Here is a 20803-nt window from a genome sequence, read left to right on the forward strand (position 1 = left end):
TCAATCTATCATTATTAATCCAGAACCATATTCAGAATCATATCCTTTTTCACCTAGATCTTTAGTTTTATCATTTAAATAAGTTTTAATATTCTGACCATTGAAAATTATATCTTTTTGTGCTAATAGGACTGCTACAGTACCCGTAACATACGCAGTAGCAAAAGAGGTACCACTATAATATGAATAGTCACCTTTATTATCAGTAGTTAAGATATTTATTCCGGGAGCTGCATAATCTATTTTCCCTTTTGCAGATACACCAGATCGTTTTAAATTTTCTTTTATTGCTGAAACAGATATTACATTTTCATATTTAGCTGGATAATCAACTGATAATCCTAATGTATTTCCTGAAGCTGCAACAATTATGATTTCCTTGTCTAATGCTTCATCTATAGCTTCTTTTAATTTCGGATTATCTGATTGTACACCGAAACTAATATTCATTATTTTCACATTTTCTTGAATGCACCATTGTATACCTTTAATTAATGTATCAATATCTGCTAAACCTTTGTCATCGAGAACTTTAACGTCATAAATCTCTGCATTAGGGGATATTCCAGTGAGACCTAAATCATCATCATGGGCGGCTATGATTCCAGCAACTGCAGTCCCATGTCCATAATTATCAACATTTTCGTTTCCTGGATTAATAGCATTATAATCTTTTACAATTTTTCCTTTTAAATCTTGATGATTTTTATTAATCCCACTATCCAATATTGCTACTTTGACTTTAGGTAATGACTTATAGTCATTAATCTTAGTCTCATCAGAATATATTGCTTTAAATCCCCAATTCTTTTGTTTAGTAATCTTTGCTTCGTCGCTCTTCTCTTTTTTAGATGCGGGTTTGCTGTTTGAGCTAAAACAAGAACATAAAAAAAAGAGACAAATTATACTGATGGAACAAACTTTTTTTATAAACATCACTCCTTTATCTTGTATGTCCCAAAATATTTTTTCTCCTAAAATGAAAGGGCATACATTTTGTAGTAAAGTTAAAGTTCTTATGACCCTTTAAATACTAAGGTCAATAGAAATTAATAACAAGCCTATTATTCTCTTTCTTTTTTTTGTATAATCAATATGAATAATCGGAATATTACACCTCGTTTAATATTGTTTAATTTAAATATACAGTTTTTAATTATTTGTAAATGTACTATTTTCATATAGTCTTTAACATCAGAATTAATGAGAAATTTGCAACTATATATTATGCAACCTTTATTTTCCGACCATTTATGATGTGCTAAAAACCGAGTTTAATTTAACCTATTCCCCGAAAAAATTCTCCTTCCTCAAGGAACGCGAAATGAGTAAGTGGGAGATACAATGACTTCGGACATGTGATGAAATAAAGCCATTTTAGTTGTCCGCCATACATGGGGTACCGGCCCATTCCCATCAACCTAAGAAAACAAATGTGGGATACTTCAAAATATTAGCTTGATGCACATGGATCAGCACCCTAATAGGCTTGGATTAAAATCATAACAACCAGCTAAAAAAAGATTGCTGTAATAGAAGTTATGCATATAATCAAAAAAGGACAAACTATCCCAGATGAATAGTTTGTCCAAAACCAGAATCTCTTTGGTTTAACACTATATAATTTAGTTCCGCTAGGAATCTTTCATTCTCATTTCATATCCTATTATTTTTGCATCAGAACTAACTACAGTAAATTAGAATAATGACTTAATACTTGCTAGAACAGTAAGTATCCCTATAACAATTACAAATACATTACTCATTTTCCCTCTGTATTTTGCTAGTACTGGTACTTTACGAATCGCATACATCGGTAATAGACATAAGATAGCAGCGACTAACGGACCGCTAAGAGCATCAATGATTCCAAGAATACTTGGATTTGTATAAGCGACATACCAGCATGTTAGTACAACAAAAGTAAGAATCATTGTCTTAACTGTTTTTTCTCCTATATCTTTCCCACGTTTTTTACCAGACTTGATAATCATGTCACGCATTACCTCATACGCTCCTATATAATGGCCAAGGAAAGACTTTGTAATAGCCACAAACGCAATGATAGGAGCTGCAATCGTGATTACTGGCGAATTAAGCTCATTAGCAAGATATGATAGGATTGACAAGTTCTGTTCTTTTGCTACCTTAAGATCATCTGGAGTCAAACTTAAAGTACTGCTCCAAACAAAAAACATAACAACAGCGAATGTCATAATATAACAAACTTTTTGTATTTGAGCACACTTGGCATCAGTAGCGTCTATTCCATACGTAGCTCTCTGTTTCATAACAAATGACGAAATCATAGGAGAATGATTAAACGAGAATACGATAATTGGTAGTATCATCCAAATCGTTCCGAAATACCCTGTTCCAGTTGAAACAGTAGAAACACTTGAAAAACTTAGCATTGAAGTATTCCATTGTGGAATTAAAGATATTGCAATAAAAAGTAGAGAAGCAATGAAAGGATATACTAGCATGCTCATTATCTTTACAGTAATATCCTGACCAAAATTTAGTATAGTGATAAGACCGAGTACTAATACAAGTGATAAAATAGCCCTTGGAGGCTCCGGCATGTGCAATTGGTGTACAATAAAACTACTTGCAGTATTTGTAAGTGCGACCGAGTACATCAGCACGATCGTATAAATGGAGACGAAATATACGATGTTAAAAATGATACTTGCTTTATTTCCGAAATATTCTCTTATTGTACCTGTAATCCCCTCATCGGCAGAATTCGAAGCGTAAATCATTTTAGCAAGCGCCCTATGTGAGTAGTACATAACTGGATATGCAAGTATGGTAATTAACAGCAATGATAATAAACCACCTGAACCTGCATTAATCGGTAAAAAGAGTACCCCTGCTCCAATTGCTGTTCCAAAAAGGCTCAATGCCCAGGTAGTATCCTGTTTATGCCATTTTTTAGGGTCTAGGTATTTTTCATTTTTTACTGCCGTATTATCAGCTTGAAATTCTATGTTTTTTGCAGTATTCCCATTCATATATTAATTCCTCCTTGTTTCCTATTCTTACGTCTTTATTTAAGGTATAGGAATATAGACCGTTCTTTTTGTTTATAAAGTGCGCCACATCGTATATCCTTCTTCTAAGTTGATCAGACTCAAAAAATTAACGAAGCATCAACCTGACGAGTTTGTTACCACTTACAAAATATTTCAATTATATAGTAGGATATTTTATTGATAATTCCCCCAATATCCAGAAATCCTTAAGCGAACAATAGAGAATAGATTGTTAACTTTTTCACAATATAGACGTTAACTGTTCATTGATTTGATTGTTTCTCCCCAAATATTTTATTTTTAATGGCAATCCCTGTAGGTGTAGCCGCAATTCCACCTAAACCTGTCTCTCTTAATTCGCGAGGAATCTGTCTTCCAACTCTATACATCGCTTCAATAACTTCGTCAGCATTGATGATATTGTTTACGCCAGCTAATGCGATGTCCGCTGCTGCTAAAGCATTTGTCGCTCCAATGGCGTTTCTCTTTACACAAGGAATTTCTACCAAACCAGCGACCGGATCACAAACTAAACCGAGTAAATTTTGTAATGCAATCGAAAAAGCTTCAGAAGATTGCTGTGGCGTTCCACCTGCAGCTTCTACCGCAGCTGCAGCCGCCATTGCTGAGGCACTGCCTACTTCAGCTTGACATCCTCCATACGCTCCTGAAATACAAGCGTTGTTTGCTACTATCGTTCCAAATAACGCTGATGTGAATAGAAAATGTATCATATCTTCATGACTTAACTGCAACGTATCCTTAATACTAAATAGGACTCCCGGAATCGTCCCACTCGCACCCGCTGTTGGAGTTGCACAAATAGCTCCTAATGCAGCATTTACTTCATTAACGCCGATAGCACTTTGAATCCCTAACACCATCAAATCTCCAGAAAGAGTTTTCCTATTTTCTCGATAGTTTTTAATTTTAACTGCATCACCTCCGGTTAAACCGGTTGGAGAAAATACACCGTCGCCCTCGATACTTTTATTTATAGCATTTTGCATAGTCGCTAAATTTTGTTCCATTTTACTCCAAACTTCTTCATAAGAAGTTTTAGTTTGTTCGATTTCCTGTTCAATTGCTAATTCATAAATTGTCTTTTGACTTTTATTAGCTGCATCCACAATTTCTTTTATGGCCATATACATATTTTTTCTCTCCTTAATGTAACTAAAGAATAATAAGATTAGCTATATTGCTTAAATTCCCTAATTCCTTCTGAGCATTACCAGGCAATAGCGAATCCAAAGCGAATGCATATAAATATTTTGTTTTATCTTTCAAACTATGAAAGTTGTTAATTTCAACATCATATTGTTTAAAGATCCTGCGTAAGACAAATTCAAAGTCAGCTCTTTCTGAAATTGCAATAACAACTGGCAATGGTCCCTGCAGTTCTAAGCTAAATCCGTCAATTTCAACATGTTTGACTTCGATCAATCCACCACCGACTGAAATACCCATCGTTCTAATACTTCGACTGTCATCCTCTACATATACATCTGCCGTATTTGGATGACCCGCAGGACTATCACCTGATTTTTCAATAAAAGTAATGTCAATCCCTTTAGATTCTGCTATTTTAATAGCATCTGGCACTTTGCTGTCATCGGCAGCAAAGCCTAATATACCAGCAATTATTGCAAAATCAGTTCCGTGACCTTTATGGGTTTCAGCAAATGATTCATAATACGTTACCACAACTTTTTTTGGAAGACCTTGAAATAATTTATTAGCAACTGTTCCAATAGACAAAGCACCTGCAGTATGTGAACTTGAAGGACCTATCATTATGGGCCCAATCACATCAAAACAACTTTTGTATTTAACAACCTTTTTTTCTTTAATAGATGCTACATTTATGTTCATATAAGCACCCCCATGGTTTATTATTTTTAATTGCTGTTGAATCTAAGTTATTAGCATAATCAATTCAAAATAAGACCCCTTTTGATAGCGCTTTCTTTCTTGAGTTGAATAGACTTTCCTTTTGTTCCACAACCCTCCATATAGTAATCATATCAGTATGTCAAATTTTAGAAACTCACTGGCAAGTTCTTTAGAATTTTCGAACCAAAACGAGGTTTGATATTTTCGCTAGAGGTCATATATTATCTCTCGACGCCCTCATTATAACTTGTATATTTATGAGTTCAATCTTTTTTTATTTTTAGAAAGATTGAATAGGCAGAATTTTGAATGGGTAATAAATTTCACTTAGTATGTAGCAATTATGTCCTTTGTTTGAAGCTGTATTAGTTAATAGAAAAGTAAAAATAACACAGAATTACTTTCATTAACACATTGATTATATTGAAAAATCATTATAAAGATACTTATATTGTCCTATGTTGGAACATCTTATTTTGGACGTTAAAGCTGTTGTAATAAATGATTATTGAAGATGGAAAGTAATAAGTTAATAAAATATAAAAACATTTTGTTTAATAATAAAATATCACGAATTTATATACATTATTCAGAAAAAAAGAACTTTTCTTGATGAATCCTAAAGTACTAATTTATAACTATCTACTACTATAAAACAGGATGTTAACTCTTCTATATAGGTTATATATTATTTATCCCAAAACCCTAATGAAATTGGATATTTAGAAGTGTTATCTTCATAAATAGAAATTTCACTTGCTGTTTTAATAGTTGAATAGATCATTACAATTCAACTACCTTATATATTATTCCCTCATTTATTAATTCTCTCCCCACCTATCGATTTGAGGTAAAATAAGGGGATTATATATAAATAATATCATCATCAACGTGCAATTTATAAAAGCAATTAAAAAAACAAATTCAAAACACCTTTCTTTAATGGTGAATGAAAGGTGTTTTGAATTTTAAAATATCATATATTATTTAGAATGATATACTAGCGAAAGAGATGCACTTACTTCTTCTGTGCCGGCAGATATCTCTTCTGTTAATGCAGAAACTTCTTGAATTTGACTTATTATTTTATCTAAATCTCTCATAATAGATGAGAATGTTAGATCCACTTTGTGGGCCGCTTCTTTTCCTTCTTCTACCGCAACTACTGCAAACGGTTCGCAAGGTTATTAAGTGCGAGTCGTTCAAACTTAGTGAGTTACCTCTTTTAAAATAGTAGAAATACTATCCTCTAACATTTCCAATCCTTTACTTAATCCTTCTAAGTCTATTGTTAAAGAAGGTAACAACTTAATAACTTCATCATTAGGTCCAGATGTTTCAATAATTAGACCATTTTCAAATGCAACTGAGCAAATCTTTTTAGCTATTCCAAAAGTATTACACGCTATGCCCTGCATAAAGCCTCTCCCTCGTACTTCTCCTTGAAGTTGGGGGTATTTCAAACAAATCTCATTAAGAAAGCTAGTGATTTTTTCACTTTTCCATTTTAAAGCATTAATAAACTCTATATCTTTCCAATAACTCAATGCTTCTGTAGCTGCTAAAAATGCTAGATTATTCCCTCGAAACGTTCCATTATGTTCTCCTGGTTCCCACTTATCATATTCCGGTTTAATTAGTGTAATAGCCATCGGAAGGCCAATGCCACTTATAGATTTTGACAAACAAATTATGTCTGGTTTAATGCTCGCAGGTTCAAAGCTAAAAAATGTCCCCGTACGTCCGCACCCTGCTTGAATATCATCGACAATCAATAATATATTATATTTTTTACACAGTCTGTCAATTCCCTTTAACCATTGGGAACTAGCCGTATTTAAACCACCCTCACCTTGAACTGTTTCTAGAATAATTGCAGCAGGTAAATCCACTCCACTTCCACTATCGCCTAATACTTTTTCTAAATAGGATAAAGAATTAAGGGAATCTAAATAATTTTCATACGGCATGATAATACTATTATTTAGTGGTACTCCAGCACCCTTTCTCTTAAAATGATTACTCGTTATCGAAAGTGATCCTAAACTCATTCCATGAAAAGCATTTGAAAAACTTATGATATTTGTTCGTCCAGTCACTTTTCGAGCAATTTTCAGTGCACTTTCAACAGAATTTGTACCTGTTGGACCAGGAAACATAATTTTATAGTTTAAATCACGTGGTTCCAAAATAATTTTGTTAAAGTGCTTTAAAAAATTCACTTTAGCACTTGTTCCCATATCAAGACTATGAATAATACCATCTTCTAAAAGATAATCTATTAATACCTGTTTCATTTTATCATCATTATGTCCATAATTAAGAGCACCAGCACCTGAGAAAAAGTCAATATACTCTTTTCCATCTACATCCCATAATTTATATCCTTTAGACTTAGTGAAGATCGTTGGAAAGCTTCTGCTATAACTTCGAACTTGGGATTCTAGTTCATTAAATATATCCATTTTTGAACTAACTACCATAAAAGAGCACCTCCTAATTTTTCGTTTTTACTATACTCACAAAGAATAATGAAAAGTTATATAATTGCTATTGTAAATTTATACCGAATGCATATCTTTATAGCGATGAGCTGCTATTGCTGCTTGACCAAGAGAGATTCCCCCATCATTGGTAGGTACTTGTTTGTGCATGTAAACCTCGAATTTACAAGCCTTAAGTGACTTATAGGTTTCTACAAGTAAAAACTTATTTAAAAATACTCCCCCACTAAGAACTAGTTTATTAATCCCTGTTTCTTGACGAATTTGTTTACAGGTTTCTGTAATCATTTGAACCATTGTATAATGAAAACGATAGCTCAATTCACCCTTGGTATACTTATCTTTAAGTATCAAAGATACCAACTCTTTAAACATAGGTTTTATATCGATTTTTCTAATTCCATTCGAAGCAACTATTTCATATGATAATAAAGGATTGGAAGAATTATTGATATCAATCGCTTGCTCCAACTCAATAGCAGCCTGTCCTTCATATTGGACTGTTTCACGGACACCCAATAGTGCTGAAACAGCATCAAAAAGCCTTCCCATACTTGAAGTAAGAGGAGAATTAATTCCTTTTTGAATCATTTTTATAAGTACATCTAGTTCAAAACTATTTCGCTCTGAAATTATCTTTATTGGTAATTCTTTGACTTGTTCACCATATATTTGCGTCAATATTCCTAAAGCAATTCTATACGGTTCTTTAACAGCTTTATCACCGCCTGGCAGCTGAAAGTAATCGATATATGCCGCTCTTTGATAATTAAGAAAATCACCGATTAAAAACTCTCCACCCCAAATATTCCCATCATCACCATAACCCGTACCATCTAAAATAACTCCTAAAACAGGACCATCTAATTGATTATCAACCATACAAGAAGCCATGTGGGCATGATGATGCTGAACCTGTACAACTGGTAAAACTTTTTGATCAAATGCATATTTTGTACTATAAAAATCAGGATGAAGATCACTTGCAATTACAGAAGGACTAATTTCAAAGATTTTTTGTAAGTGAGCTATAGTATTTTTAAACGATTCATAAATTTTATAGTTTTTTAAATCACCAATATGATGACTAATAAAAGCTTTTTCGTCTTTAGTTAGGCAAATCGTATTCTTTAATTCTGCTCCTAAAGCAAGTACATTAGTTGATCCTTCTTTAAAATCAATTGGGTTTGGTACATAACCTCTAGCGCGACGAATTATTTGTAGTTTTATTACTTCATCATCTAAATCAATACCCCTAACAATAGAGTCATCTACTCTAGTGAATATCTCCCTATTGTGTACTAAATAATAATCTGCAATTCCCTTTAGCTGCTCAATTGCATCTCCATCTTTATATACAATAGGTTCATCAGAAACATTGGCGCTCGTAGCTATTAATGCAATAAAATTCCCTCTTAAAATAAGATGATGAAGTGGTGTATAGGCTAACATTACCCCATAATTATTATTATTTGGTGCAACATCTAAAGAAATAAACTCATTATCCTTTTTGTTCAATAACACAATTGGTCGTTCTTTAGAAACTAATAAAGTTTCTTCATTTTTTGTTATTTCAGCAAAATTTTTCACATCATCTAATTGAGATGACATTAAAGCAAAAGGTTTTTCATCCCGTTTTTTTCTTTTTCTTAATTCTTTTACAGCTTCATGATTCATTGGATCTACAACTAAGTGATATCCACCTAACCCTTTAATAGCTAGGATTTTCCCCTTTTTCAACAAATCAATTGTTTTTTCTATTGGATTATCAGTGGAGACATTTGTACCATCTGTTGTTTTCAATTGAACTTGTGGTCCACATTTCCAGCAAGCATTTGGTTGGGCATGGAATCTCCGATCCAATATGTCTTTGTATTCTTTATCACACTCTTTGCACATAGGAAATTTGGCCATTGTAGTATATGGTCTATCATAAGGAATATCTTTTATTATTGAATATCTAGGTCCACAATTTGTACAATTAATAAATGGATAACGAAACCTTCTATTCGTTGGATCAAATAATTCGTCTAAACATTCATTACATACATAAGTATCAGGAGATATTAAAGTTTGCCTACTACTATGTTTTTGGCTACTCAAAATATCAAAAGAGCTATAACGATTGTTGGATTCTTGTTCCTCTATTAATTTAACCTCTTGCACATAAGCCAATTCTGGGGAATTAAATTCAATATCATGAATAAAATGCGTAATATTATTTTGTTCCCCTTCTACTTCTATAAGCACTCCATTTGAATCATTTAACACCCATCCGTTTAGATGATACTTTTTTGCTATCCTATATACGAAAGGTCTAAAACCAACACCTTGCACAATGCCTTTAACTTGATACTTTTTTATAAACATATTTATTACTTTTTTCATAAATTGTCTCCTAACATAATCGAGGTAATTCTGCCCCATATAATAACTCAATGAGTTTCAATTCACCTGATTTTGCTTCCATGAGCACTTGTCTTTCTTTTGTTTGATTAACTTTACCAATTACCGCAGCTTCTTTACCATATTTAGTATTTTTTAATACCCTCACGACTTCCTCACTTACCTCTGGAGAGACAAACATACAAACATTGCCCTCATTAGCTAGATACATTGGATTAACACCTAACATTTCGGCAGCCATAATAGTTTCTGCTAACATAGGAATATCTCTTTCTTGTATTTTTATTCCAGTATTAATTGTTTCTGAGACTTCATTTAAAACTGTACCTAGCCCGCCTCTTGTAATATCTCGCATACAATGTATAGAATCACCAAAAAGATTTTTCAACTCTGATATCATATGATTTAATGGTGCACAATCACTATTTATTCTCTGTTCAAACCCTAATCCTTCTCTGATAGAAAGGATATGTATACTATGGTTTCCTAGTTGTCCTGTTATAATGATATCGTCACCTTCTTGAATAGAGTTTACCGAAAACGGTGATACATCTCCTTCAAAAACTCCTATTCCAGTTGTATTAATAAAGATTTTGTCTACTTCACCTTTTTTAACAACTTTTGTATCACCAGCAACAATATACACTCCAGCTTCTTTCGCGGTCTCTCTTATAGAATCTAATATTTCTTCCAAATCTTTAATTGGAAAACCCTCTTCTAGTACTAATGCCAATGATAGATAAAGTGGTTTTGCACCACTAACCGCTAAATCATTAACCGTTCCACAAACTGCTACTTTACCTATATTCCCTTCACCAAAAAAGATAGGATCAATAACAAAAGAGTCTGTTGTCATCGCCAATCTTCTACTACTTACCTCAAGAATGGCACTATCCTCCATTTTTCCAAGGTGAACATCTTCTAGTTTTGCAGTAATAATTGAACTAATTAAATCCTGACTCAATAGTCCTCCTGTTCCATGGTCTAAAATTATATTTTCTAAATCTTTAGTTAATTTCATTTATTAAAACTCCTTTTCATTTTTATTTTTGAAAAATAATATCACTTGCTACATAGAACAAGTGATATTACAACGTATTTACTTACGGAATTGCAACTCCATCAAAAGAAATATCTTCATTTTTAGAAATTGAATTGCAGATTTCCTCGATACTCATAATCTTTGCACAATATGAACCTAACCATTTTAAAGCTCGTTCCTTATCTTCAGCCTTCGCTGAAACAACTGCATCTTCTGGTACGATTACATTATAACCACGGAAAAATCCATCCGCTGCAGTTGTTTGGACACAAATTTGAGTTTGCATACCCGTAATAATAATTGTATCTACTCCTAATTTTTTTAAGGTTTCATCAAGATTTGTCTCAAAAAAGCCACTATCCTTATTTTTCTCCATAATAATATCTTTTTCATGAAGAAACTCAGGTAAGATTTCTGCACCTTTAGATCCCTTTGTGACTGGTAAAAAATCACCATATCGTTCAGCTTTCGGATCATCTTCTAAGTTAATTAACTGCAGGTGAATAATAGAAACATCATTTTCTCTCATAGTATCTAAGAAAGACACCATTTTAGGCGTAAACGCCTCCACAGCTGCAATTCTATCCTCATTTTTATTAACCAAATCGTACTGTAAATCATTTGTGAGCACTGCATATTTCATAATAATCCTACCTCCAATTAACTAAGAATTTAATTTTTCTAAAATACAATGTTCATTATTCCACCAGTAGTAAGAATATGTCAAATATTATTTTTTATCTAAATTTTCTAAATAATTTTCTGAAAATTAATACCTAATAGGACTCTATTTCCTATTAGGTATTAATTTAACGCTTTTTATTTTGAATAATCACTCATATGTAATTAAAGTTTTTCACTCTCTGTAAAAAATGATTTATGTTCTACTGGAGAAGAAAGCACTATTAAGGTTGTAGGCTTTCCATACTCTAAGCACAAATTAATATAGTCTTCGAGTGTATGTACAGATTCCGTGACTACCTTTGTTAGATAACTATACATACCGGCAATCCGGTGACATTCAACCACATCTGAATGTTCCATTGCAAACTTTTTATATTTATTGCAATCCCTTGGTTCCATCAAAACAAACGCAGTAATATGTTTTTTTAATTCTTTCGGATTAACAATCGTGCGATAACTTATAATTACCTCTTGTTCTTCTAGTCTTCTAACTCGCTCTGTAACAGAAGGAGAACTCAAACCTACCAGTTTTCCTATTTCAACCATACTTAAACGTGCATTTTCCTGAAGATGAGAAAGAATCTTTAAATCTGTATCATCCATTGCTTGGCCTCCCCTTGATTAATTAAGAAAACATTTAATAATTCTTAAATTCTTTAAGAAAATTATAATTAATACATAAATTATAGCATGTTATCTTTTTTTTAAACTTTATATAATTAATATCAATTAACGAAAGAGAGGCTGAGAATCTTGACACAACAATCATTGAAACGTTCAATTACTTGGGTACAGGGGACCGCATTAACCATCGGAGCTGTGTTAGGTTGTGGAATCCTTATTTTACCTTCAATTACTGCAAATAGCGCTGGACCAGCTTCAATTTTATCTTGGGTTATCATGTCTATATTAGCTTTTCCTATTGTAGCGACTCTAGCGCGTCTTGCTAAAATGATTCCCAGTGCTGGAGGAATTACAGCTTATGTTCAAATGGCATTTAATGCAAATACAAGTGCCATCCTAGGCTGGATTATGTTAGGTTCTATTCCTATTGGAGTACCTATTATTGCTTTAACAGGTGCCCATTATATTGGATATGTTTTTCCAATAAGCAATCTTAGTGTTATAGGAATTGCAGCATTAATTTTAATTACCTCTTTACTCTTACATATAAAAGGGATCGAGCTATCATCAAAAGTTAGTGTGTTTGTAATTTGTATTATTTCACTTTTAATAGTTGTCGCTGTTATCGTTTCTATACCATATGTAAAATTAAGTTCTTTTACACCATTTGTACCAAACGGGTGGTCTTCTGTTGGCGCTTCTTCTGTAATTATCTTTTTCTCATTTGTAGGGTGGGAAATGATAACCCCATTAGCTGAAGAATTTAAAAGGCCCGCTAAGGATATTTCGATTAGTTTATTTTTAGGAGCAATTTGTATCTCCATTATGTACATTGCAATATCTTTTGTAACAATAGGGACCCACTCATATGGTGATAAGGATCAGATAGCTTCCCTTAGTATTCTAATATCAAAAGGATTAGGACCGATAGGTACATATATAACAACTATTTTAGCAATTTTCATTTCGTTTAGTGCTGTACATGCTAACATTGCAGGTTTTTCAAGAATGATTTACGCTCAAGCTAGAGAAGGACATTTCCCTTCCTTCTTTGCTAAGTTACACTCTCAATTTCAAACTCCAACTAGGGTATTACTAGTTCTAGGAGGCATTTTTAGTTGTATTTTAATTTTTTACGGTATGACACGACCAAATTTAGAAATGCTTCTTAAAGGTCCTAGTGTAATATTTATTACTTCATATATTTTTACAATGCTAGCTGCTCTTAAATTATTAAAAGTGCGTGATATAGGTTGGTGGATGGCCTTCCTATCTCTAATTATATGTATTATTGTATACTCATTTAGTGGTTGGGCTATTTTCTATCCAGTTATCTTATCAGTTATTGGTTGGATTTATATAGTTATGAATAAGAAGTATAGTACTATAACCAATCATTCAATAAATACATCAAATGAAAATTAGGTTCTACTCCTATAAACTAATACCACAACTTATATACTGTTATTAACACTATCCAAGTTGGAAGAAGTACAGTTTCAGCTGACTTATAACTAGGTCAAAGTAATTTAATAAAATATGAATGATTAATAGAATTTATTTTTCAACTTTCAAATAACAACCCTTTTTTATAACGTATCTCTGCAAAGAAATGTTATAAAAAAGGGTGATTGATTATGTGCAGACCCTCTTTCACCTTACTTCACATATACATAAGCTTCATTTGCAATTACAAAGTAGGTTTTATCCTTATTGTTGTGTATTTTAACAGTATAAATATAGGTTCTCGTGCAGCTTTTTTAAACTATAATAAACTCCGAAAAACCAACTAAGGAGCATAATAGATAAGATATGTTAAAGAAAAGTAGTTTGAAAAAGATAATATGTCTGAAATTCTAAAGGAACGTGGTATTCCAATTTATCCAACAATCATTATGCACTAAGTTCGTAAATATGAAAATTTTATCCGTTACTTTTGAAAAACAACAAAGCAAAAATACCTTTTTATCTTTATACTCAACATATTCTTTCCCCTCCACTACCGCTACCACTGCAAATTCATCATTTAAAACCAATGAACCCACATGTTTGCATTAACCACTCCACCTATAGTGATATATTTTATGCTACCTAGCCTTATCTCCCCTTCATAACTTCTTTTTCAAGTTGATTCCTACATGTAAACATCGCAATAATCTTTGTGCGATTTTTTTCATCAGGCTCAAATTGTTCGATGGTCACGTCACAACGAATGGTTACTATTAATTGGTGACTTTCTATTAAATGAAAATCGCCTCTTATAGAGCGCAGTTTTACTTATGTTCATTCTTATGCAAATTCTGAAGCATATTCTTCGTATGTCTTTAATGTATTAAGCAATCGAGCTGATTCAATCATGATTTCGTTCGATGAATCAGTTACACAAATGACAATAAATCGATTATCATCTCTATCTCCAAACAACCCTTCTGATTCAAGTTCCATTAACACATTTAACGTTTCTTTCAACAGTGTATGTACTCGTATGTTAAAGTCATCTTCGACGATATTATGATATTTCTTAATAATTTTGTTCACTTCATCAAACGTTCCAAAATCGTTCCATTCGCTCCACTCAACAGCTCCGTATCTATAATAATTGTATAAAGGGTCCGATTTATTAACTTTGATTAGTCTTTCTTTATTTGCCACTGGTCCAATGCTATTGACACAATCGTCTGTTAATATGGAGTACCCGTATATTGTGTCAACACCGCATCTTGTTAAAAGTTCGTTATAATGACAACGAATTGCATTTTTCAATTCAACATAAAAACTTTTTTGCAGCTGCATTTTCATCGTATTTCCTCCATTTTTTTTGTAGCGACCTGTTGTTACATATTTCAATCTTAACATTAAAATCAACATTAAACGTTTACTGAGCCAAAATAAGAAAAACCGAAACTAAAAATCATTTCGGTTTTTCTAACTAAAGAAGTCTATTTATTTTAAAGAATGAACAAACAACCCACTACGCAGTTTCGGTTCAAACCACGTTGATTTCGGCGGCATGACTTCTCCGGCATCTGCGATTGCTAATAAATCTTCCATAGATGTCGGATATAATGCGAATGCTGCTTTGTATTCGCCGCTGTTCACAAGGCGTTCTAGTTCTTCTAATCCGCGGATTCCTCCGACAAAATCGATACGTGAATCAGAACGCGGATCATGTATTTCAAGTACTTGGCTTAATAAATGGTCTTGCAGGATAGATACATCTAAACCTCTAACAAGATCATTCGCATCAAACGTTTCTTCTTTCACAGTAAGCTTATACCACTTCTTATTTACATACATACCAAATGATTTGGGCTCATTTGGTTTATACGGAGAAACAGTTGCTTCTTCTACATAAAAGTACTGCGTAATTTGATTTAAAAACTGTTCCTCTGATAAGCCATTTAAATCTTTCACAACTCGGTTATAGTCCCAAATCGATAATTCATCATGAGGGAATAGAACCGATAAGAAGAAATTAAATTCCTCTTCTCCTGTGTAATTTGGATATTGTTCTCTTCGCATAAGTCCTACTTTTGCAGCTGATGCAGAACGGTGATGCCCATCTGCAATATAAAGATTAGGAATATCTTCAAATGCGTTTACTAAAGTCGTAATTACATCTTCATCTGCAATCTTCCACGCAACATGCTTAACACCGTCTTCTGCTGTAAATGTATAAATTGGCGCATGCTCTTCTTTCCAGCTTCTAATTAAATGCTTTACTTCATCTTTTGTACGGTACGTTAAAAAGATTGGGCCTGTATTGGCGTCACACACATCTACGTGGCGAATACGATCTAGCTCTTTTTCATGACGTGTTCTTTCATGTTTTTTAATTGTATCATCTTCATACTCATCAATAGATGTACAAACGACAAGGCCTGACTGCGTTCTTCCTTGCATCGTCAGTTCATAAATATATAGCGCTGGCTCTTCATCTTGTATGAACACTTCTTCTCGTATAAATTGCTTTAAATTGTCTCCCGCTTTTTCATACACGCGATCATCGTACGGTGACAGTTCAGGATCTAAATCAATTTCTGCTTTATCAACATGCAAGAAAGAATATGGATTCCCTTTTACAACTTCCCTTGCCTCTTCACTATTTAATACGTCATACGGTAAAGCTGCCACTTGTGCCGCTTTTTCCTCTACTGGACGAATGGCCCGAAACGGTCGTATTTTTGCCACATTCCTCTCTCCTTTACACAATCATTCGAACGGCTACAACACCTGTAATTTTGCTTATATTTTCTACAATATTCTCTTTTATTATATCATCAATTCCGTTATCGATATCAATCATTGTGTATGCCCAAGAATGTTTACTACGATTAATCATATCGGCAATATTAATATGATGTTCCGCTAAGCATCCTGTAATTTGCCCTACCATATTCGGGACGTTTTGATGCATAATTGTAATTCGTTTCTTTCCGATATACGGCAATTCTACGTTTGGATAATTTACTGAATTACGAATATTTCCTGTCTCTAAATATTCACGTAATTGACGTGCTGCCATTACTGCACAATTTTCTTCTGATTCAGACGTAGATGCACCAAGGTGAGGCGTCGCTGTTACATTTTTCATCTTTATTACATTTTCATTCGGGAAGTCCGTTACGTAATGTGTAATAATATCTTCTTCTAATGCTTTTTGAAGAACCTTTTCATCTACAAGTTCTCCTCTAGAGAAATTAAATAGACGCATCCCTCTTTTCATCTTCTCTACAGCGTGTTCCCCAATAATCCCCTTCGTTTGATTCGTAAGAGGAATATGCAGTGTAATATAATCACACGTTGCAAAAATTTCATCAAGGCTAAATGCTCTTTGCACATGTGTAGAAAGACGCCAAGCTGTTTCAACTGAAATGTAAGGGTCATATCCGATAACATCCATCCCTAACGCTAACGCATCGTTCGCAACTAAAGCACCGATTGCGCCAAGTCCGATAACACCTAGACGTTTCCCTGCAATTTCTGATCCAACAAATTGTTTTTTTCCTGATTCAACAAGCTGTGGTACTTCTTCACCCTCTAAGTTTTTCGTCCAACTTACACCATTAATAATGTTACGTGAAGACATAATAAGACTGGCAATAATGAGTTCCTTTACAGCGTTTGCATTTGCCCCCGGCGTGTTAAATACTACAATTCCTTTTTCTGTACATCGCTCGACAGGAATATTATTTACACCAGCGCCAGCTCTTGCAATCGCCTTTAAGTCTTTTGAAAACTCTTCTTGATGTAAAGAGTAGCTACGAAGCAAAATTCCATCTGGATGATTGATTCTATCTCCTACTTCATAACGTTCTTCAGTAAAAACTTGCAAACCTTTTTCTGCAATTTGATTTAACGTTTGAACACGAAACATATCCCCATCTCCCTATCTATTCTCAAGCTCAAATTCCTTCATATAATTTACTAATTGCTGTACGCCTTGTACTGGCATCGCATTGTAAATACTAGCGCGCATACCACCGACTGATCGATGCCCTTTTAACGTAACAAGTCCTCGTTCTTTCGCTTTTTGTAAAAACTCACTGTTCAGCTCTTCTGACGGTGTTGTAAACGGAATGTTCATAAGTGATCGATACGTAGGATCAACTGGTGAAGTAAACAATTTTGATTCATCTAAGAAATTATAAAGAAGTGAAGATTTCATTCTATTTTGTTCTTCAATCGCAGATACTCCGCCTTGCTCTTTCAACCACTCTAGTACAAGTTTCGTTACGTAAATACTAAAGGACGGCGGTGTATTATATAAGGAGTTATTTTTACTGTAAGTTTCATAATTTAACATTGTCGGACAAGAGCGATCTGCTCCCCCAATTAAATCTCTTTTTATAATAGCAATCGTTAAGCCCGCAGGTCCTAAATTCTTTTGCGCCCCCGCATATATAAGACCAAACTTCGAAACATCATATCGCTCTGATAAAATATTTGAGGACATATCCGCAACGAGCGGCACTTTTTCTACATGTGGAATGTCCACATATTTTGTCCCCTCAATTGTATTATTCGTTGTAATATGTACATAATCTAGTTTTTCATCACTTAATAAACCGTCCAGTTTAGGAATCGTAGTAAACTTCTCTTGCTCGGAAGAAGCAATCACTTGTACTTCCCCAACTTTTTCGGCTTCTTGCAATGCCTTTTTAGACCATGAGCCAGTTAGTACGTATCCAGCTTTTTTATACGTATTCATTAAGTTCAACGGTATCATAGAGAATTGTAATGACGCACCGCCTTGTAAAAATAAAACTTCATACTCATCAGGGATGCTCATTAATTCACGAAGTAAGTTACTCGCTTCCTCTATAATACTTTGAAAATAAGAAGATCGATGACTCATTTCCATAATAGACATGCCTGTCCCGTTATAATTTAATAGCTCCTTTTGCACTTTCTCTAAAACTGGCAAAGGGAGTATTGATGGTCCTGCTGAAAAATTATAGACTCTCTCCATTACCCTCATAACCTCCCTATTTCTCATCGGATTATTTTTTAAACTTTCTGAATTATAACCTAAAATATAATATGTGGTCAATTTGTTTTCTATTATTAGGGCGCAAGACGCGATGGAATCGCTTGCAAGTGCAGACTTTTTTATGGACATATAAAAAAGTGTTAAGTACATAATCGTACTTAACACTCTAATAATGAAAGAATAATAGCTAATCGTTCGTAAAGAACCGATCAAAAATTTGATAAATAGCAGAGAGACCAATGAGCCAATAAATAGTGTCCACAAGCGCCGGCATAGAACCAAACCATTTCTCAACTACATTGTAATCTAACGCTACAAATAACCAATTCAAACCGCCAAGAATCACCAAAATTACTGTAAGGTAAGACAAAAATTTCATTATGATTGCCCCCTAGGTGATAAGATGGTGAAAGGCCTTTCACTAGAAATATATGTAGTAAACTTTAAAACTTACCTATTTTATAAAATTTATTTTCTGTACCACCCGTTAATAACTGCCTCTGCTTCTTTACTATGTATTTGATACGCATGTGTACTATCATTAGAGCCAATAAACCAAATTGAAAAACCTTTAAAATATGGTTTCGGTTCTAATACATCGCGGTAAGCACGCCATCCATTTAATTGCACATCCTTCGAAAACACATTTGAAACATCTGGATTCCATGGATTTTGTAATCCAAGTTCACGTGCTGGAACGTTAAATCCACCGAAGTAAACTGGCTTTCCTGTTGCATTATGTAATTGTTCCAATTGCTGAACAACATTTTGCCCACGATTATATACTGTTGTCGCAAATAAACTTTGCTTCACTTCTTCATATGTTGGATTTCTTTTTCCTGAAACTTCAAACCAACTGTCTATGCTAACAATATCCACCTTTTTTAAATACGGGCGATTGATTTTCTCTTTAAACTTCGCTTCATAAGAAGGGTCCCAGCTTGCTGTTAACCACCAGTTCATTTGATACAAAACATTTCCTTTATACTGATTACGAACAAAATCAATTGTATCGCTCCAGTATCCTTCTGCATACTCCATATTCACGAAATTAGAAGCAATCTTTAGTCCATACACATTGTATTTACTTGTAATGGAATTAAAAATATCTTGCAGAATAACCGTCTTCCAATTCCAGAAGAAATCATTAATGTTACTTGGGTTCCATTCTGTCTCTCCAACATTCCCCTGCTGAATATACGGGAACGGTTCCACTATAACTTGAATATTACGCTTTAATAATTCTTGAATTAAAATAATAGCTTGTTGCTTTTGCGCTTGATTAATTACCATGTTCGTAGAAGTCACATTTGGGATATCTACTTGAATCGGTACATTTACTGTATTTAAATTTAAACGCTCTACATCAGCTAACACTTTCGCTACATTTCCAACTTCCCATACTGTTACGTTTCCTGATTTGATTTTTCCAGATTGAACAGTATTTACATCTGCCTGTACATTTCCTTGAAAACAAAAAGAAAACAACATAAGAAACACTCCTAAAAAACTTATTAAACTCTTATTTTTCTTCACAACTTTCCCCCTATAATTTTTGGCTTTCTTGATTATTTTATACAACGTTTCATATATATTCCACAAAAAATCCAATAAATTTTTATTGATAAAAATGCTATTCATCCTTTATTCACATCTTACTCATACTAAGCTCCTAAAAATAGTAAGATAAATAAAAAAGGAACGGATTTCCGCTCCTTTTTTATCTTTTTACAATTATCAATCCATTTCCCTTTTAGGCTCTACCAACATGATATGGGATTCCTTTTCAGTGAAAGGTTTATGCTCAACGCCTCTCGGGACAATAAACATCTCGCCTTTAGAAATTTTCACCTGTCCATCACGAAAATCGATGAACATCTCCCCTTCAAGCACAATAAATAGCTTATCTGTATTAGGATGCTCATGCCATATAAAATCTCCATTAGCTTTAAAAAGCTGAATTTGATCGTCATTCATTTCACCAATCACTTGTGGATACCAATAATCGTTAATTTTAGATAACTCGTCATTTAGTTTAATAGGTTGGTAATGGATAATAATCCCTCCTCACTTTCAAATTCCACTATATTACAGTAATATAAGTAAAAAAGTCGTT

General features: G+C 33.6%; 18 protein-coding genes and 1 pseudogene. 1 reads left to right on the forward strand and 18 read right to left on the reverse strand.

The window, feature by feature from the left end:
- From GD442_RS15275 to GD442_RS15320, 10 genes are all read right to left on the reverse strand, one after another.
- On the reverse strand, positions 1-936 hold the full coding sequence (locus GD442_RS15275) for a S8 family peptidase (protein WP_000470028.1): 936 nt from the start codon (positions 934-936) through the stop codon (positions 1-3).
- 761 nt (positions 937-1697) lie between these two features.
- Positions 1698-3017 (reverse strand): aromatic amino acid transport family protein, encoded by a 1320-nt coding sequence (locus GD442_RS15280; RefSeq protein WP_001014209.1) that lies wholly within the window; start codon positions 3015-3017, stop codon positions 1698-1700.
- A 284-nt stretch (positions 3018-3301) separates the two neighbouring features.
- A complete protein-coding gene (sdaAA, locus tag GD442_RS15285; protein WP_000281785.1) occupies positions 3302-4192 on the reverse strand; it encodes an L-serine ammonia-lyase, iron-sulfur-dependent, subunit alpha in 891 nt (296 codons plus the stop codon).
- A 22-nt stretch (positions 4193-4214) separates the two neighbouring features.
- Entirely contained in the window at positions 4215-4913 is a 699-nt protein-coding gene (sdaAB, locus tag GD442_RS15290; protein WP_001024894.1) for an L-serine ammonia-lyase, iron-sulfur-dependent subunit beta, read from the reverse strand.
- Positions 4914-5917: 1004 nt separating this feature from the next.
- Positions 5918-6061 carry a hypothetical protein gene (locus GD442_RS15295; RefSeq protein ID WP_000366276.1) on the reverse strand — a complete coding sequence of 48 codons (144 nt, stop codon included), beginning with the start codon at positions 6059-6061 and terminating at the stop codon, positions 5918-5920.
- 81 nt (positions 6062-6142) lie between these two features.
- On the reverse strand, positions 6143-7417 hold the full coding sequence (gene ectB, locus GD442_RS15300; RefSeq protein ID WP_000261661.1) for a diaminobutyrate--2-oxoglutarate transaminase: 1275 nt from the start codon (positions 7415-7417) through the stop codon (positions 6143-6145).
- Between the two features lie 78 nt (positions 7418-7495).
- Positions 7496-9826: a carbamoyltransferase HypF gene (gene hypF / locus GD442_RS15305; RefSeq protein ID WP_000755927.1), complete on the reverse strand. Its 2331-nt coding sequence runs from the start codon at positions 9824-9826 to the stop codon at positions 7496-7498.
- A 10-nt stretch (positions 9827-9836) separates the two neighbouring features.
- On the reverse strand, positions 9837-10865 hold the full coding sequence (gene hypE / locus GD442_RS15310; RefSeq protein ID WP_159365119.1) for a hydrogenase expression/formation protein HypE: 1029 nt from the start codon (positions 10863-10865) through the stop codon (positions 9837-9839).
- A gap of 82 nt (positions 10866-10947) precedes the next feature.
- Complete coding sequence (locus GD442_RS15315) at positions 10948-11529, reverse strand: cysteine hydrolase family protein (protein ID WP_000872526.1); 582 nt, start codon at positions 11527-11529, stop codon at positions 10948-10950.
- A 203-nt stretch (positions 11530-11732) separates the two neighbouring features.
- On the reverse strand, positions 11733-12173 hold the full coding sequence (locus tag GD442_RS15320; RefSeq protein ID WP_000342842.1) for an Lrp/AsnC family transcriptional regulator: 441 nt from the start codon (positions 12171-12173) through the stop codon (positions 11733-11735).
- A 150-nt stretch (positions 12174-12323) separates the two neighbouring features.
- On the opposite strand from GD442_RS15320, the gene GD442_RS15325 reads away from it, so the two are divergent.
- Positions 12324-13619, forward strand: a complete 1296-nt coding sequence (locus GD442_RS15325; RefSeq protein WP_086400863.1) for an APC family permease — start codon at positions 12324-12326, stop codon at positions 13617-13619.
- 672 nt (positions 13620-14291) lie between these two features.
- On the opposite strand, the pseudogene GD442_RS28120 reads toward GD442_RS15325, so the two are convergent.
- The 8 genes and pseudogenes from GD442_RS28120 to GD442_RS15360 form a co-directional block, all read right to left on the reverse strand.
- Positions 14292-14411 (reverse strand): annotated as a pseudogene (locus GD442_RS28120) (enoyl-CoA hydratase); the annotation flags it as partial.
- 72 nt (positions 14412-14483) lie between these two features.
- Positions 14484-14993: a DUF4303 domain-containing protein gene (locus GD442_RS15330; protein WP_000783836.1), complete on the reverse strand. Its 510-nt coding sequence runs from the start codon at positions 14991-14993 to the stop codon at positions 14484-14486.
- A 144-nt stretch (positions 14994-15137) separates the two neighbouring features.
- Positions 15138-16385, reverse strand: a complete 1248-nt coding sequence (locus tag GD442_RS15335) for a DUF1015 domain-containing protein (RefSeq protein ID WP_001063073.1) — start codon at positions 16383-16385, stop codon at positions 15138-15140.
- A gap of 13 nt (positions 16386-16398) precedes the next feature.
- The gene (locus GD442_RS15340) at positions 16399-17571 is read right to left on the reverse strand and encodes a 3-phosphoglycerate dehydrogenase family protein (protein WP_000490228.1); all 1173 of its coding nucleotides are present in this window, start codon (positions 17569-17571) and stop codon (positions 16399-16401) included.
- A 12-nt stretch (positions 17572-17583) separates the two neighbouring features.
- Positions 17584-18666, reverse strand: a complete 1083-nt coding sequence (gene serC / locus GD442_RS15345; protein WP_069358122.1) for a 3-phosphoserine/phosphohydroxythreonine transaminase — start codon at positions 18664-18666, stop codon at positions 17584-17586.
- Between the two features lie 208 nt (positions 18667-18874).
- Positions 18875-19066, reverse strand: coding sequence for a DUF378 domain-containing protein (locus GD442_RS15350; RefSeq protein ID WP_000670804.1), 192 nt, complete (start codon positions 19064-19066; stop codon positions 18875-18877).
- Between the two features lie 89 nt (positions 19067-19155).
- The gene (locus tag GD442_RS15355; RefSeq protein WP_000739788.1) at positions 19156-20223 is read right to left on the reverse strand and encodes a glycoside hydrolase family 113; all 1068 of its coding nucleotides are present in this window, start codon (positions 20221-20223) and stop codon (positions 19156-19158) included.
- Positions 20224-20424: 201 nt separating this feature from the next.
- A complete protein-coding gene (locus GD442_RS15360) occupies positions 20425-20664 on the reverse strand; it encodes a cupin domain-containing protein (protein WP_000997182.1) in 240 nt (79 codons plus the stop codon).
- Between the last annotated feature and the right edge of the window lie 139 nt (positions 20665-20803).

It is taken from the genome of Bacillus sp. A260, from assembly GCF_009861435.1.
In the GTDB taxonomy this organism is placed as follows: Bacteria; Bacillota; Bacilli; order Bacillales; family Bacillaceae_G; genus Bacillus_A; species Bacillus_A cereus.

What these genes read in the sequence shown, in the direction of transcription:
- GD442_RS15275 (WP_000470028.1), bottom strand. Translation starts at nt 936, where the DNA reads ATGTTTATAAAAAAAGTTTGTTCCATCAGTATAATTTGTCTCTTTTTT.
- GD442_RS15280 (WP_001014209.1), bottom strand. Translation starts at nt 3,017, where the DNA reads ATGAATGGGAATACTGCAAAAAACATAGAATTTCAAGCTGATAATACG.
- sdaAA (WP_000281785.1), bottom strand. Translation starts at nt 4,192, where the DNA reads ATGTATATGGCCATAAAAGAAATTGTGGATGCAGCTAATAAAAGTCAA.
- sdaAB (WP_001024894.1), bottom strand. Translation starts at nt 4,913, where the DNA reads ATGAACATAAATGTAGCATCTATTAAAGAAAAAAAGGTTGTTAAATAC.
- ectB (WP_000261661.1), bottom strand. Translation starts at nt 7,417, where the DNA reads ATGGTAGTTAGTTCAAAAATGGATATATTTAATGAACTAGAATCCCAA.
- hypF (WP_000755927.1), bottom strand. Translation starts at nt 9,826, where the DNA reads ATGAAAAAAGTAATAAATATGTTTATAAAAAAGTATCAAGTTAAAGGC.
- hypE (WP_159365119.1), bottom strand. Translation starts at nt 10,865, where the DNA reads ATGAAATTAACTAAAGATTTAGAAAATATAATTTTAGACCATGGAACA.
- GD442_RS15315 (WP_000872526.1), bottom strand. Translation starts at nt 11,529, where the DNA reads ATGAAATATGCAGTGCTCACAAATGATTTACAGTACGATTTGGTTAAT.
- GD442_RS15320 (WP_000342842.1), bottom strand. Translation starts at nt 12,173, where the DNA reads ATGGATGATACAGATTTAAAGATTCTTTCTCATCTTCAGGAAAATGCA.
- GD442_RS15330 (WP_000783836.1), bottom strand. Translation starts at nt 14,993, where the DNA reads ATGAAAATGCAGCTGCAAAAAAGTTTTTATGTTGAATTGAAAAATGCA.
- GD442_RS15340 (WP_000490228.1), bottom strand. Translation starts at nt 17,571, where the DNA reads ATGTTTCGTGTTCAAACGTTAAATCAAATTGCAGAAAAAGGTTTGCAA.
- serC (WP_069358122.1), bottom strand. Translation starts at nt 18,666, where the DNA reads ATGGAGAGAGTCTATAATTTTTCAGCAGGACCATCAATACTCCCTTTG.
- GD442_RS15350 (WP_000670804.1), bottom strand. Translation starts at nt 19,066, where the DNA reads ATGAAATTTTTGTCTTACCTTACAGTAATTTTGGTGATTCTTGGCGGT.
- GD442_RS15360 (WP_000997182.1), bottom strand. Translation starts at nt 20,664, where the DNA reads ATGAATGACGATCAAATTCAGCTTTTTAAAGCTAATGGAGATTTTATA.